General features: G+C 68.2%; 11 protein-coding genes. 6 read left to right on the top strand and 5 right to left on the bottom strand.

The features are described from left to right. The first annotated feature begins 27 nt into the window (after nucleotides 1-27). A complete protein-coding gene (locus AWB95_RS06670; RefSeq protein WP_062540479.1) occupies nucleotides 28-1,251 on the top strand; it encodes a cytochrome P450 in 1,224 nt (407 codons plus the stop codon). Then, nucleotides 1,251-1,832, top strand: coding sequence for a TetR/AcrR family transcriptional regulator (locus AWB95_RS06665; RefSeq protein WP_062540480.1), 582 nt, complete (start codon nucleotides 1,251-1,253; stop codon nucleotides 1,830-1,832). The genes AWB95_RS06670 and AWB95_RS06665 overlap by 1 nt, the downstream gene beginning before the upstream one ends. Here AWB95_RS06665 and AWB95_RS06660 read toward each other — a convergent pair. From AWB95_RS06660 to AWB95_RS06650, 3 genes are read right to left on the bottom strand one after another with little or no spacing between them, the layout of a single operon-like run. After that, a complete protein-coding gene (locus AWB95_RS06660; protein ID WP_062540481.1) occupies nucleotides 1,816-2,544 on the bottom strand; it encodes a siderophore-interacting protein in 729 nt (242 codons plus the stop codon). The genes AWB95_RS06665 and AWB95_RS06660 overlap by 17 nt on opposite strands. A gap of 51 nt (nucleotides 2,545-2,595) precedes the next feature. Next, on the bottom strand, nucleotides 2,596-3,738 hold the full coding sequence (locus tag AWB95_RS06655; protein WP_062540482.1) for an acyltransferase family protein: 1,143 nt from the start codon (nucleotides 3,736-3,738) through the stop codon (nucleotides 2,596-2,598). Next, entirely contained in the window at nucleotides 3,735-5,399 is a 1,665-nt protein-coding gene (locus AWB95_RS06650) for a DEAD/DEAH box helicase (protein WP_085167852.1), read from the bottom strand. Before AWB95_RS06650 ends, AWB95_RS06655 begins: the two co-directional genes overlap by 4 nt. Nucleotides 5,400-5,444: 45 nt before the next feature. Between AWB95_RS06650 and AWB95_RS06645 the strand changes: the two genes are divergently transcribed. Together AWB95_RS06645 and AWB95_RS06640 are read left to right on the top strand one after the other, a co-directional pair. Next, nucleotides 5,445-6,026: an LppP/LprE family lipoprotein gene (locus AWB95_RS06645; RefSeq protein WP_085167850.1), complete on the top strand. Its 582-nt coding sequence runs from the start codon at nucleotides 5,445-5,447 to the stop codon at nucleotides 6,024-6,026. A 122-nt stretch (nucleotides 6,027-6,148) separates the two neighbouring features. Beyond that, nucleotides 6,149-9,547, top strand: coding sequence for a TM0106 family RecB-like putative nuclease (locus AWB95_RS06640; RefSeq protein WP_062539433.1), 3,399 nt, complete (start codon nucleotides 6,149-6,151; stop codon nucleotides 9,545-9,547). On the opposite strand, the gene AWB95_RS06635 is transcribed toward AWB95_RS06640, so the two are convergent. Beyond that, a complete protein-coding gene (locus AWB95_RS06635; protein WP_062539434.1) occupies nucleotides 9,544-11,400 on the bottom strand; it encodes an MFS transporter in 1,857 nt (618 codons plus the stop codon). The two genes, AWB95_RS06640 and AWB95_RS06635, sit on opposite strands and share 4 nt — an antisense overlap. Next, nucleotides 11,397-11,984: a PadR family transcriptional regulator gene (locus AWB95_RS06630; protein WP_062539435.1), complete on the bottom strand. Its 588-nt coding sequence runs from the start codon at nucleotides 11,982-11,984 to the stop codon at nucleotides 11,397-11,399. Before AWB95_RS06630 ends, AWB95_RS06635 begins: the two co-directional genes overlap by 4 nt. Nucleotides 11,985-12,129: 145 nt before the next feature. Between AWB95_RS06630 and AWB95_RS06625 the strand changes: the two genes are divergently transcribed. Both AWB95_RS06625 and AWB95_RS06615 read left to right on the top strand, forming a co-directional pair. Further along, complete coding sequence (locus AWB95_RS06625) at nucleotides 12,130-12,882, top strand: hypothetical protein (protein WP_085167848.1); 753 nt, start codon at nucleotides 12,130-12,132, stop codon at nucleotides 12,880-12,882. A gap of 256 nt (nucleotides 12,883-13,138) precedes the next feature. Continuing rightward, the coding region (locus tag AWB95_RS06615; protein WP_139818466.1) for a 2-oxoglutarate dehydrogenase E1 subunit family protein at nucleotides 13,139-13,353 on the top strand (215 nt) is incomplete at its 3' end.

The following is a 13,353-nucleotide window of genomic DNA, read 5'->3' as shown; positions in this document are numbered from 1 at the left end:
ATTCATCATCCGTCGTACGAATAAGACATGACAGCAGCTTTGTCTCATGAGGCCCGCTTCGAGCTGTGCACGGCCGAGACCTGGCCGAACCCGTGGCCCATGTACAAAGCGCTGCGCGACCACGACCCGGTGCACCACGTGGTGCCCGAGGGCAGACCCGACGACGACTACTACGTGTTGTCCAGGCACGCCGACATCTGGGCGGCCGCGCGCGACCACGAGACGTTCTCGTCGGGGCAGGGCCTGACGGTCAACTACGGCGAGCTGGAACTCATTGGGCTACAAGACAACCCGCCGATGGTGATGCAGGACCCGCCGGTGCATACCGAGTTCCGCAAGCTGGTATCGCGCGGCTTCACCCCGCGCCAGGTCGAGGCGGTGGAGCCGAAGGTCCGCGAGTTCGTCGTGCAGCGCATCGAGCGGCTACGCGCCGCGGGCGGTGGCGACATCGTCGCCGAGCTGTTCAAGCCGCTGCCGTCGATGGTTGTGGCGCACTACCTGGGCGTCCCGGAAGAAGACCGGGCGCAGTTCGACGGCTGGACCCAGGCCATCGTCGCGGCCAACGCCGCCGGGGCGGGCGTTGCGTCCGCCGGCGACGCGGTCGGCGAGATGATGGCCTACTTCACCGGGCTGATCGAGCGGCGCCGCCGCGAACCCGAAGACGACACGATCTCGCACCTGGTGGCGGCCGGCGTGGGCGCCGACGGCGACATCGCCGGGACGCTGTCGGTGCTGGCGTTCACCTTCACGATGGTCACCGGCGGCAACGACACCACTACCGGCATGCTGGGCGGCTCGGTGCAGCTGCTGCACCAGCGTCCCGACCAGCGGCGGCTGTTGGCCGACAACCCCGACCTGATTCCGGACGCGGTCGACGAACTGCTGCGGCTGACCTCCCCGGTGCAGGGCCTGGCCCGCACCACCACCGGGGACGTGACGATCGGCGAGGAGACCGTGCCCGCCGGCCGCAAGGTGCTGCTGCTCTACGGCTCGGGCAACCGCGACGAACGCCAGTACGGACCGGATGCCGGTGAGCTCGACGTGCGCCGGTGCCCGCGCAACATCCTGACTTTCAGCCACGGCGCGCACCACTGCCTGGGCGCGGCGGCGGCCCGAATGCAGTCGCGGGTCGCGTTGGCCGAATTGCTGTCTCGCTGCCCGGAATTCGAAGTCGACGAGGCCGGCATCGTGTGGTCCGGGGGCAGCTACGTGCGGCGTCCGCTGTCAGTGCCGATGCGGGTCAGGTCCTGATGCCCCGCAACGACTGGCTGACGGAGCGGCGCACCGAGGTGGCCGCGGACCGGATTCTCGACGCGGCCGGGGAGCTCTTCACCCGCCACGATCCCGCTTCGGTGGGCATGAACGAGATCGCTAGGGCGGCAGGGTGTTCGCGCGCGACGCTGTACCGCTACTTCGAGAGCCGTGAGGCGCTGCGGACCGCATACGTACACCGCGAGGCGCGCACGGTGTACGGCCGGATGACCGAGAGCCTCGCCGGTATCGAGGACCCGCGCGAGCGGCTCGTCGCGGGCATCACCAGGTCGATAGCCATGGTGCGGGAGAATCCGGCGCTGGCATCATGGTTCGCCACCACACAGCCGCCGATCGGCGGCGAGATGGCCGAACATTCGGAAGTGATCAACGCGCTGGTCGGCGCGTTCGTCACCTCTTTGGGTGTCGGCGATCCAGCGGCGGTCGATCGTCGGGCCCGATGGCTGGTGCGGGTCATCACGTCGCTGCTGATCTTCCCGGGCCGCGACGAGTCCGACGAGCGGGCGATGGTCGAGGAGTTCGTGGTGCCGGTTCTGGCGCCTGCTAGGCTCCCCGGGTAGCCATCCAATATGCCCGCGACGCAATCGAATTCCGTGGGATGCCGAACTCGTCGCGCAACACCTTGACCACCGAGCGGGTGGTGCGATGGTCACACGCCACCCAACCGAAGTGGTCCCCCGCGTCGAAGGCCGCCGACCGGACCGCTTGGACCAACGCCTCGCCGGCGTTCTTGCGGTCCACCCAGGTGATGTCCGCGTCGCGGGCCACCGGCAGGTCCTTGTCATCGTCGTAGCCGGCCTCGAGAAACACCTGAGCCGGGGCGTCCCCGATGGCGCCGAGCAGCGAGTTGATCGCCGGCAGCGACGCGGTGTCCCCGACGATGACGTAACCCGCCGGCGGCGGCTCGGGGACGGCGAACTTGCTGCCCAACACCGTCGCCTCGATGGTGTCGCCGGGCCGCGCGTCCTGCGCCCACCGCGACGCGATCCCGCCATGCAATGCGAATTCGATGTCGAAGGTGCCGGCGACCGGGTCGGGGTCGACCAAGGTGTAACCGCGCTGATGCTGTTTGTCGCCGTCGGCGAACCACATCCGGATCCACATGGTCGGGTGCACCGGATGCTCGGCGAGCATGCCGCCCGCGTCGAAGCTCAGTCGCAGATAGTGCGGGCTTATTTCGCGCTTGCCGGTCACGGTCAGCCGGTAGTCGCCGGCTCGCAAGAGCTTCAGCACCGCGCCGGCGAAGCCGCGGGACCCCTTGTGATCAGCCATCTGCGTCAAGCTACCCTTCCCTCGTACTTAGGGAAGGTTAACCTAACACATTTAGCCCGGCGGCACTCGGGTGAACCGGTGCAACAACCAGGCCAACGGGATGGTGATCGCCAGCGTCGCCACGAACAGGTTGAACATCGAGCCGGTGTAGACCGGTTTCCGCACCACCTCGACCATCGCGATCTCCATCGTCACCAGATGGATCAGGAAGATCTCGTAAGAGATCTCGCCGAGCCACACCATCGGACGGCTCGCCAGCACCCTGCCGTACCAGCCCTGGTCACCGAGTGCCAGCGGCGCGACCGCCAGCGCGGCGATGGCCGCGTAGAACGCCGACTTCACCAGCGCTTCGGGCAGCCCCTGCGGCGACGTCGTCGGGGCGCCTGCAATCGGGGTGGAGACGATCAGGTAGCTGACGATCGCCAGCGGCAGCGCGACGATCGTGTAGCAGCGCACCCCCATCGCCTGCAGCACCGCCAGCATCATGCCGGCGAGAAACCAGGCCAGGTAGGTGGGCAGCCACAACCGCGCCCCGTTCGGCACCGACGTGGTGGCATGTACGAAGGCAATCCACGCCGGGGTGACCAACATCAACGCGCCCAGGGCAACAAGCAGCCGCACCGGCTGCCACCGACGCTTACACAGCACCACCAGCAACAGGTAGGCCAGCAGCGGCAACACCACGTAGAACGCGGCTTCCACCGCCAGGCTCCACATCTGGGTGAGCCCCTGATGCAGGTACGAGTCCAGGTAGTTGCCCGCGTAGATCTGCGTCAGCGTCAGGTTGCGGAACAAGCCGATCCAGGTGTGGCCGGGATTGGGTCCCGCGGTGCGGAATTGATAGATGACGTAGGCGACCAGCACCGTGACGACGTAGGCCGGCATGATGCGCCGAACCCGATGCCACGCGTAGCGACTCACCGACGGCGACGGGCCGTCGGTGGCGACCGAGCGCACCCACGGGCGAAACAGCAGAAATCCGGACAGCACAAAAAAGATCGGCACCCCGATCTCCATGCGCGCACAGACCAACCCGAAATAGCCGTGGGTGTACTTGCCGGTGGTGTAGGCGGCGTGCGTGCCGACCACGAGCAGGGCCGCGACCGCGCGGATACCGGTCAGCGACGCAACCCGGTCCGGGCCGGAGACCTGCTCGAGTCCGCCCTGGTCGGTGGTGGCGTCGAAGACGGTCATCCCACGTGTTTCCGGCGGGGCTTGGCGCCGTCGCGACGCTGATCCGGTCGCAGATTGATCAGTACCCCCGAAATACGGGTGCGCTCAAGCGCTTTGAGCGTCGAACGCGGCAACTTGGCCGGCAACTCCACCAATGAGAAGTCCGGCCCGATCGTGATGTGGCCGAAGTCGCTGCGGTGCAGACCGCCCTCGTTGGCGATGGCCCCAACGATTGCTCCCGGACCGACCTTGTGCCGCTTGCCCACGGCGATGCGATAGGTGGCGAACCCGTCCTTCGGTCTCGGCTTGGCCGGCTTGTCGCGGCGCTCTTTGGGACGCCGCTCGGGCGGCGGCTCCGGTTTCATCAGGAACGCATCGCCGTCGCGGGATTGCAGCGCCAGCGCCGCTGCGATGTCGGCCATGGGGACATCGTGCTCGCGTTCGTAATCCTCGACCAGACTGCGGAACAGCTCGATTCCCGGAGAGCCGAGCGTGTCGGTGATCGAGTCGGCGAACTTGGCCACCCGCTGCGCGTTGACGTCCTCGACGCTGGGGAGTTCGGCTTCGGCGAGTTTCTGGCGCGTTGCCTTCTCGATTGCCTTGAGCAAGTGGCGCTCCCGCGGCGAGACGAACAACAGCGCGGTGCCCGACCGACCGGCCCGCCCGGTGCGCCCGATCCGGTGCACGTAGGACTCGGTGTCATGCGGGATGTCGTAGTTGAGCACGTGCGAGATCCGGTCCACGTCCAGTCCGCGGGCAGCCACATCGGTGGCGACCAGGATGTCGATACTGCCTTCCTTGAGCGCGGCGATGGTCCGCTCCCGCTGCGCCTGCGCGATGTCACCGTTGATGGCAGCCGCGGAAAACCCTCTGGCACCCAGTCTTTCGGCCACCTCTTCGGTGGCCTGCTTGGTGCGCACGAAGACGATCATCGCCTCGAACGGCTCGACCTCGAGCACCCTGGTGAGCGCGTCCATCTTGCGGGGGCCGGCGACCTGGATGTAACGCTGCGAGATGTTCTCCGCCGTAGCGGTTTTGGTTTCGACCGTGACTTCGAGCGGCTCGTGCAGGTATTTGGCGGTGAGCTTGCGGATAGCCGGCGGCATGGTGGCCGAGAACAGCGCGACCTGCTTGTATTCCGGGGTGTCGGACAGAATGCGCTCGACGTCCTCGGCGAAACCCATCTGCAGCATTTCGTCGGCCTCGTCGAGCACCAGATAGTCCACCCGGGACAGGTCCAGTGTCCCGCGTTCGAGGTGATCGATGACGCGGCCCGGGGTGCCGACCACCACCTGCGCGCCGCGCTTGAGCCCGGCCAGTTGCACGGCATACGACGAGCCGCCGTAGATCGGCAGCACGTGGATCTGCGGCAAGTGTGCGCCGTAGCGGCTGAACGCCTCGGCCACCTGCAGCGCGAGCTCACGCGTGGGTGCCAGCACCAGCGCCTGAGTCGCTTTGCTGGCGGTGTCGATCTTCGACAGGATCGGAATGGCGAACGCGGCCGTCTTGCCGGTGCCGGTCTGCGCCAGGCCCACCACGTCGGAGCCCGCCATCAGCGCCGGAATGGTCGCCGCCTGAATGGCCGACGGCGACTCGTAGCCGACGTCGACGACGGCCTGCAGCACCGCGGGGTGAATCTGCAGGTCGGCGAATGTGACAGGCGCGTCGTCCGGGGAAGCCATTTCACAAGGAGTCTAGTGGCCGCGCCTGCCGCACCCGCGACTCCGATGCCGGTACGGTGCAGCGTTGTGTGGAAGCGGTTGACCGTTGCTGCCGTGCTGACCACCGCGATGCTGACCGGCTGCGGATCGGGCGACTCGACCGTCGCCAAGACGCCCCAGGCCAGCACACCGCATCCGACCAGCACACCGGGCAGACCGGGCGCGCCGCGCGCGGCACCCCCGACGACCACCGCCGTGGGGCCCGCCGACCCGTGCGCCATCGATCTCGCCGACCCGGCCATCGCCAGGGCGGTCTCCGAGCTGCCGCGTGATCCGCGCAGCCAGCAGCCGTGGAACCCCGAGCCGCTGGCGGGCAACTACAACGAGTGCGCCCAGCTGTCGGCCGTCATCGTCAAGGCCAACACCAACGCCGCGAACGCCAACACCAGGGCGGTGATGTTTCATCTCGGCAAATACATTCCGCAAGGAGTGCCCGACACCTACGGGTTCAACGGCCTGGACACGTCGCAGTCCACCGGCGACACGGTGGCGCTGACGGCTTCCACGGGTATCGGCGGGTTGGCCAGCGTGGTGAAGTTCCGGTGGAACGGCAACGGCGTCGAGCTCATCGGCAACACCGCCGGCTGACCGACTTTTTTGCGCCGAGCGTGCGTGTCGCCGGGCGACACGCCGACGCAATTCCCGGATTTGCGCACGCTGACCGGAAAATGGTCGCCGGCATTGTCGGTGCCCTCACTTAGGGTTGCCCTGTGTTCGTCACCGACGACGGCGTGATCTACAGCGCGTCGGATCTTGCGGCCGCCTCCCGCTGCGAATACGCGCTGCTGCGGGCCTTCGACGCAAAGCTGGGCCGCGGGCCCGCGGTGGCCGTCGAGGACGAGTTGCTGGCGCGCACTGCCGATCTCGGCCGCGAGCACGAGCGACGCCAACTCGGCCGGTTCCGCGCCGAATTCGGCGACGCGGTTGCCGTCATCGGTCGTCCGGCCTACACGACCGCCGGGCTGACCGCCGCCGCCGAGGCAACTCGACGCGCGATCGCCGGCGGCGCGCCGGTGGTGTATCAGGCGGCGATGTTCGACGGCCGCTTCGTCGGGTTTGCCGACTTCCTGGTGCGTGACGACGGCCGCTACCGCGTCGCCGACACCAAACTGGCTCGCTCCGCCAAAGTCACCGCACTGCTGCAACTGGCCGCCTACGCCGACACGCTGAGCTGCTCGGGTGTGCCGGTGGCGCCGGAGACCGAACTGATCCTCGGCGACGGCACGGTCCTGCGCTACGCGGTCGACGAGCTGATCCCGGTCTATCGCTCTCAGCGCGCGCGGGTGCAGCGGCTGCTCGACGAGCACTACGCCGCAACCGAACCGGTGCGCTGGGACGACGAGCGGGTGCGGGCGTGTTTCCGCTGCCCCGAGTGCGAGGAGCAGGTTCGGCTCAGCGACGACCTGCTGCTGGTCGCCGGCATGCGGGTGAGCCAGCGGGCCAAGCTGCTCGACGCCGGCGTCACCACCGTCGCCGAATTGGCCGGCCACACCGGGCCGGTGCCCGACCTCGCGCCCCGCACGCTTGGCAAGCTCACCGCCCAAGCCAGGCTGCAGGTGGTCGAACGCGAGACCGGTGAGCCTCAGTTCGAGATCGCCGATCCGCAGCCGCTGGCGTTGTTGCCCAACCCCGACGACGGCGACCTGTTCTTCGACTTCGAGGGTGATCCGCTGTGGACCGCCGACGGCAAGCAGTGGGGCCTGGAGTATCTGTTCGGCGTCTTGGAAGCCGGCGGCGCTTTCCGCCCGCTGTGGGCGCACAACCGCGCCGACGAGCGGCAGGCGTTGACCGACTTTCTGGCGATGGTGGCCAAGCGCCGCAAGCGCTACCCGAACATGCACATCTACCACTACGCCCCGTACGAGAAGACCGCGCTGCTGCGGCTCGCCGGCCGGCACGGAGTCGGTGAGGACGACGTCGACGATCTGCTGCGCAGCGGCGTCCTGGTGGACCTGTACCCGTTGGTGCGCAAAAGCTTCCGGGTCGGGGCCGACTCGTTCAGCCTCAAGGCGCTGGAACCGCTGTTCATGGGACGGCAGCGGCGCTCCGGGGACGTGACCACCGCCGCCGATTCGATCACCCAGTACGCCCGGTTTTGCGAGCTGCGCGCCGACGGTCGCGTCGACGAGGCCACGACAGTGCTCAAAGAGATCGAGGACTACAACCACTACGACTGCCGGTCGACTCGGGCGTTGCGTGACTGGCTGCTGATGCGGGCGTTCGAATGTGGCATCACACCGCTTGGCGCCCAACCAGTTCCAGATGGTGGCAGCGTCGAGCAACACGACGCGCTGGCGGCAACGCTGGCGGACTTCGCGTCTTTCGGCGACCGCACTCCCGAGCAGACGGCGGTCGCGCTGATAGCTGCGGCGCGCAGCTATCACCGGCGCGAGGACAAGCCGTTCTGGTGGGCGCATTTCGACCGGCTCAACTACCCGCTCGAGGAATGGGCCGATAACACCGACGTTTTCGTCGTCGACGACGCCTCGGTGGCGGTGGACTGGCATCAGCCGCCACGCGCCCGCAAGCCACAGCGCAGGCTGCGGCTGACCGGTGAGCTGGCCCGCGGCGAACTCAGCTCGACGGTGTTCGCGCTCTATGAGCCCCCGGCGCCCGAAGGCATGACCGACGATCCCGACCGTCGCGCCGCCGGCCACGCGCATGTCGTCGAGGCCGACGACCCGGCGGTGCCCACCGAGGTGGTGGTTCTGGAAAGAACACCCAAGAACGGCAACATGTTTCATCAATTGCCGTTCGCGCTCGCACCCGGCCCACCGATCCCGACGACGAGGTTGCGGGAGTCGATCGAGGCCACCGCGGCACAGGTCGCCACCGCGTTGCCGCAACTCCCCCACACCGCCGCCGTCGACATTCTGCTGCGGCGCGCCCCCCGCCTCCGCAGCGGCGCGTCGCTGCCGCGCAGCGCCGATACCGCCGCGGACATCGTTGCGGCGCTGCTGGACCTGGACTCGTCGTATGTGGCGGTGCACGGGCCGCCCGGGACGGGCAAGACATACACCGCGGCGCGCGCCATCACCCAGCTGGTCGCCGAACACGGCTGGCGGATCGGCGTGGTCGCACAATCACACGCCGTGGTGGAGAACCTGTTCGACTGCGCGGTCTCGGTCGGGATCGACCCCCAGCGGGTGGCCAAGAAGCGACACGACCGCCACAATCAGGCCTGGCAGCACATCGACGAAGACGAGTACGTCGACTTCGTCGCCGCAACCCCGGGATGCGTGATCGGCGGCACGGCCTGGGACTTCGCCAACAGCACTCGGGTACCACCGGGCAGTTTGGAGATGCTGGTGATCGACGAGGCCGGCCAATTCTGCCTGGCCAACACCATCGCCGTCGCACCCGCGGCGAAGAACCTGCTGCTGCTGGGAGATCCGCAGCAACTGCCGCAAGTCAGCCAGGGCACCCATCCCGAACCGGTCGACACGTCCGCACTCGGGTGGCTGGTCGAGAATCGGCGCACGTTACCGGCCGAACGCGGCTACTTCCTCGACCGCTCCTATCGGATGCATCCCGCGGTCTGTGAGCCGGTGTCAAGGCTCGCCTACGATGGCCGGCTGCATTCCCATGTAGAACGCACCGCCGCGCGTCGCCTCGACGGCTATTTACCTGGGGTTCAGGCAATTACGGTGCACCATGAAGGCAATTCGACCGAGAGTCCGGAAGAGGCCGAGGCGATTGCCGCCGAGATCTCGCGGCTGCTCGGCTCGTCGTGGACCGACGAGCACGGCACCCGGCCGTTGCAGGCCGCCGACGTATTGGTGCTGGCACCCTACAACGCCCAGGTGGTGCTTCTGCGGCAACGACTGGCGGCCGCCGGTCTCGGCGACGTCCGGGTGGGGACGGTCGACAAATTCCAGGGCGCGCAGGCTCCGGTCGCCATCATCTCGATGACGGCGTCGTCCGTCGAGGACATTCCGCGCGGAATCCCGTTCCTGCTCAACCGGAATCGGTTGAACGTGGCAGTCAGCCGGGCGCAGTACGCGGCGCTGATCGTACGGGCGGAGAGCCTCACCGAGTACTTGCCCACCACGCCGGCGGGGCTGGTCGAGCTGGGCGCGTTCCTGGCTTTGACGTCTGCCGGCGGTTAGTCGTACGAGTTTCGCTCGTAGCCGGGCCCCTCATCGGGGTCGGCCCGGTAGTGCCTATTGCGCCGCGGCGGCGGGAACTGCGCGACGGGCCGGACGCGCTTCTCGTCGTCGACATGGAAACCGTTGTGCGCGAACCCGATCGGCTCCGCCTTCGATGCTGGCGGCGGGGCAGGTTTGAGGGGAGTCAACGGCTCAGTATCGTGCTCGTCGACGCGCGGCTCGGGCGCACGAGGCACCACGTACTCGACGTAGTCGTCGAAATCGTCGGAAACATTCGGCATCGCGCGGATCCGCTCGGTCCCGGCGTAGCCCCCGACGGGCTGCGATCTACGACCGGCTGGCGACACGGTGAAGCCGACCATGAACAGCGCCGCGCCCACCCCGAACAGCGCGATGAACGCCGGCAACAGCATCGACTGCGACATCGCGGCGGCGAACGGCTCCCGCAGGAACTCCGGTAATTGCAGGGCGCTGCGGTCCTCGGTGGCCTCCGGATGCAGCCCGCCCGGCATCGGCGGCAACTCGGCAGTGATCCGCAACGTCATGAACGCGGCGATGCTGGAGCTGCCGAGTACGGCGCCGACCTGCCGGGTCGCGTTGTACACCCCAGAACCCGCGCCGGCCAGGTGCGCCGGCAGGTTGCGGGTCGCCGTGGCGGCCAGCGGCTGCCAGACGAACGCCATCGCGACACCCATCGCGACGAACACCAGCACGAGCCGCCAAATCGGCGTACCCGGCGCCATCTCGATGGAAAGCCAGGTCAACGCGATGGCCAACACGGAGAACCCGAAGCCGACCACCGGCCGCGGATGGGTTCGGTCGACGATTCTGCCGACAACCGGGGCCAAAAGACCGCTGGTGATCGCCATCGGCGCGGTCAGCAGCGCCGAGCGCGTCGGCGACAGACCGCACACCGCCTGCGCGTAGAACATCAGCGGCAGGATCATCGCCGTCGTGGCGAAGCCGATGACCGCTACCCCGAGGTTGGACAGGCTGAAGTCGCGGTCGCGGAAGATGTCCAACGGGATCAGTGGCTCGCGTGTGTTGATCGCCTGCCAGTAGACGAACGCGACCATGAACCCGATACCGGCGACGAGCACCGCCCAGATCCACGGCGCCCAGCACGCGGACTGGCCCTCCTGCAGGGCGAAGACGATGAGGAACATTCCCGCGCCGGACAAGGCGACACCGGCCAGATCGAAGCGGTGCATCTGGGTGGGCAGGACCGGAACCAACCACGCTGCCAAACCCAACCCGACGACGCCGATCGGGACGTTGACAAAAAAGATCCACTCCCAGCCCAGCGCGTCGACCAGGACACCACCGGCCAGCGGGCCGACCAGGGTGGCGACACCGGCGGTGGCGCCCCACACGCTCATCGCCACGCCGCGACGCTCGGGCGGGAAGATGCGGGTGATCGTCGACAGTGTTTGCGGGGTCAGCAACGCGGCGCCGATGCCCTGAAGCACCCGCGCCGCGATCAGCATGGCGACACTGCCGGACAGGCCGCACCACAACGAGGCGACGGTGAACACGGCCAGACCGGCCAGATAGAGGTTCTTCGGACCGAAACGATCGCCGAGCCGGCCGGCCACCAGCAGCGGCACCGCGTAGGCGAGCAGATAGGCGCTGGTCACCCAGATCACCGTGTCGTATCCGGTTTCCAGCTTGGCCATGATGCTGGGATTGGCGACAGCGACGATCGTCGAGTCGAGCAGGATCATGAAGAAGCCGACCATCATGGCCCAGAGCGCGTGCCACGGATTCGGGGCGCTCCCGCGCCTTCTCGGCGTCACGGCAGGGGTGCGTCGGGAGCTTCCCCCGGAACGCGCCCGCATCGTCGCCGTGGTCATCTGCCCACCTCGTCTCGCCTGGCGGTGTCGAGTACCGCGGTCTGCCGACCCGAACGCAGCGAATCGGCAAAGCCGCGCAGCCACGAGAGCTCGGCCCGCGTTGCCGCCAGCAAGTAGTCGAATGCGACCTGATAACCGACCGACGGCGTGACACCCGCGTCCCGCAGCGCCATGACCTCCGCGGCGCGCGCCTCCAAGGCCCCGACCCGGTCGTCGACCGCATTCGCCGCGGCATCCAGATCGAGAGTATCGATCGCGGCGAGCGCCGCAACGAACTGCGGGAACTCGTCGCCCGGCGTCGCCACCAGCTCGCGCACCCGCTCACCGAGCGCCTCGGCGCCGGCGTCGGTGATCTCGTAGACGGCGCGCTCGGGCCGGTTGCCTGCCCGGGTGGTTGCTGCGCGCCGAACCAATTTCTCCTCGGTCAGCCGGTCCACCACGTGATACAGCGATCCCGGCCGAAGCTTCACGATGCGATCCGCCTGCCGCCGCACCAGCGTCTGCAACATCTCGTAGCCATGCATCGGCCGCTGCCGTAGCAGCGCCAGCACCGAGATACCCAATGCCGTCAATTGGTAGGCCATCGACCATCCGTCCTGTTCGGCTCGCCGCGTCCCGGATCGACCGCACGGATTATTCCGGGTGGAGTAATCGAATGCGACAGCTGCCCCGCCTTCGGCTGCGGCAGCGTTAGCCTGAAGTGACGCCATTCCAGCTAACGGAGGCACTATGAGCGCCCGACGGAGCGGGTCGACGGCGGACCCGCAGACAACCAGTAACGGCAAGCCCAAAGCGTCCGCGCGCGCGTTGGCGCATGTCATCGAGCGCGCTTCGCGGTCGCAAGGACCGCTGGCCACCGCATACGTCGAACGGCTGCGGCGCGCCAACGCGGGCGCCGGGCCGGCCACCATCGTCACGAAGCTGGAAAAGCGTTACCTCGCCGCGGTGACGGCCAGCGGCGCCGCGGTGGGCTCGGCGGCGGCGCTGCCGGGAGTCGGCACGTTGTCGGCGCTCTCGGCCGCCGCCGGGGAGACCGCGGTGTTCCTCGAAGCCACCGCGTTCTTCGCGCTGGCCGTCGCCGCCGTGCACGGTGTCCCCATCGAGGACCGGGAACGCCGCCGCGCCCTGGTACTGACCGTGCTGGTCGGCGACGACAGCAAGCACGCACTCGCCGAACTGATCGGGCCGGGGCGCACCAACGGCGCGTGGCTGTCCGACGGGGTGGCAACGCTGCCGATGCCCGCGGTGTCGCAGCTCAACTCGCGGTTGCTCAAATACGCCGTCAAGCGCTACACGCTGCGGCGCGGAGCCCTGCTGTTCGGCAAGCTGCTGCCGGTCGGGATCGGTGCCCTGATCGGCGCGGTCGGCAATCGGATGGTCGGCAAGAAGATCGTCCGCAACGCCCGCAAGGCATTCGGCGCGCCCCCGGCTCGCTGGCCGGTTACCCTGCACCTGCTGCCGACGATTCGCGACGCCGGGTAAGCGGCGATCGCAAGCGCGGCGAAGCCGGGCGCAGCGGGTCGCCGCCATCAGGCCAGGCGATCGCAAGCGCGGCGAAGCCGGGCGCAGCGGGTCGCCGCCATCAGAGCGGCAAAGATGGCAAAGAGATAGCCTTTATGGGGCGGCCAGCGTCAGTCCGCCGCAGGTGGGAGTTGCGCCGGCACATCAGGCGCAGTGAGGGGGCAAGCGTCGTGAGTAGCGCGCTTGCCGGACAGAGGAATCGAGGCGAGCAGCTGCCGTGAGCAGTACGAGTTCACCATTCGGGCAGAACGAATGGCTGGTCGAGGAGATGTACCGCAAATTCCGCGACGACCCCTCCTCGGTCGACCCGAGCTGGCATGAGTTCTTGGTCGACTACAACCCCGAGCCGACGGTCGACACCCCGACCACCGGTGACGGGCAACCGGCCACCCCGGCTTCCGCCGCCCCCGAGCCGGCGCCGGCCCCCCAGCC

It is taken from the genome of Mycobacterium celatum, from assembly GCF_002101595.1.
In the GTDB taxonomy this organism is placed as follows: domain Bacteria; phylum Actinomycetota; class Actinomycetes; order Mycobacteriales; family Mycobacteriaceae; genus Mycobacterium; species Mycobacterium celatum.
Note: the sequence above shows the minus strand (reverse complement) of the source record. Positions and strands in the feature narration are given on the sequence as shown.

Coding starts and splice junctions, on each gene's coding strand:
- AWB95_RS06645 (WP_085167850.1), top strand. CDS start 5,445: ATGCCGGTACGGTGCAGCGTTGTGTGGAAGCGGTTGACCGTTGCTGCC.
- AWB95_RS06670 (WP_062540479.1), top strand. CDS start 28: ATGACAGCAGCTTTGTCTCATGAGGCCCGCTTCGAGCTGTGCACGGCC.
- AWB95_RS06630 (WP_062539435.1), bottom strand. CDS start 11,984: ATGGCCTACCAATTGACGGCATTGGGTATCTCGGTGCTGGCGCTGCTA.
- AWB95_RS06650 (WP_085167852.1), bottom strand. CDS start 5,399: ATGGCTTCCCCGGACGACGCGCCTGTCACATTCGCCGACCTGCAGATT.
- AWB95_RS06635 (WP_062539434.1), bottom strand. CDS start 11,400: ATGACCACGGCGACGATGCGGGCGCGTTCCGGGGGAAGCTCCCGACGC.
- AWB95_RS06665 (WP_062540480.1), top strand. CDS start 1,251: ATGCCCCGCAACGACTGGCTGACGGAGCGGCGCACCGAGGTGGCCGCG.
- AWB95_RS06655 (WP_062540482.1), bottom strand. CDS start 3,738: ATGACCGTCTTCGACGCCACCACCGACCAGGGCGGACTCGAGCAGGTC.
- AWB95_RS06660 (WP_062540481.1), bottom strand. CDS start 2,544: ATGGCTGATCACAAGGGGTCCCGCGGCTTCGCCGGCGCGGTGCTGAAG.
- AWB95_RS06625 (WP_085167848.1), top strand. CDS start 12,130: ATGAGCGCCCGACGGAGCGGGTCGACGGCGGACCCGCAGACAACCAGT.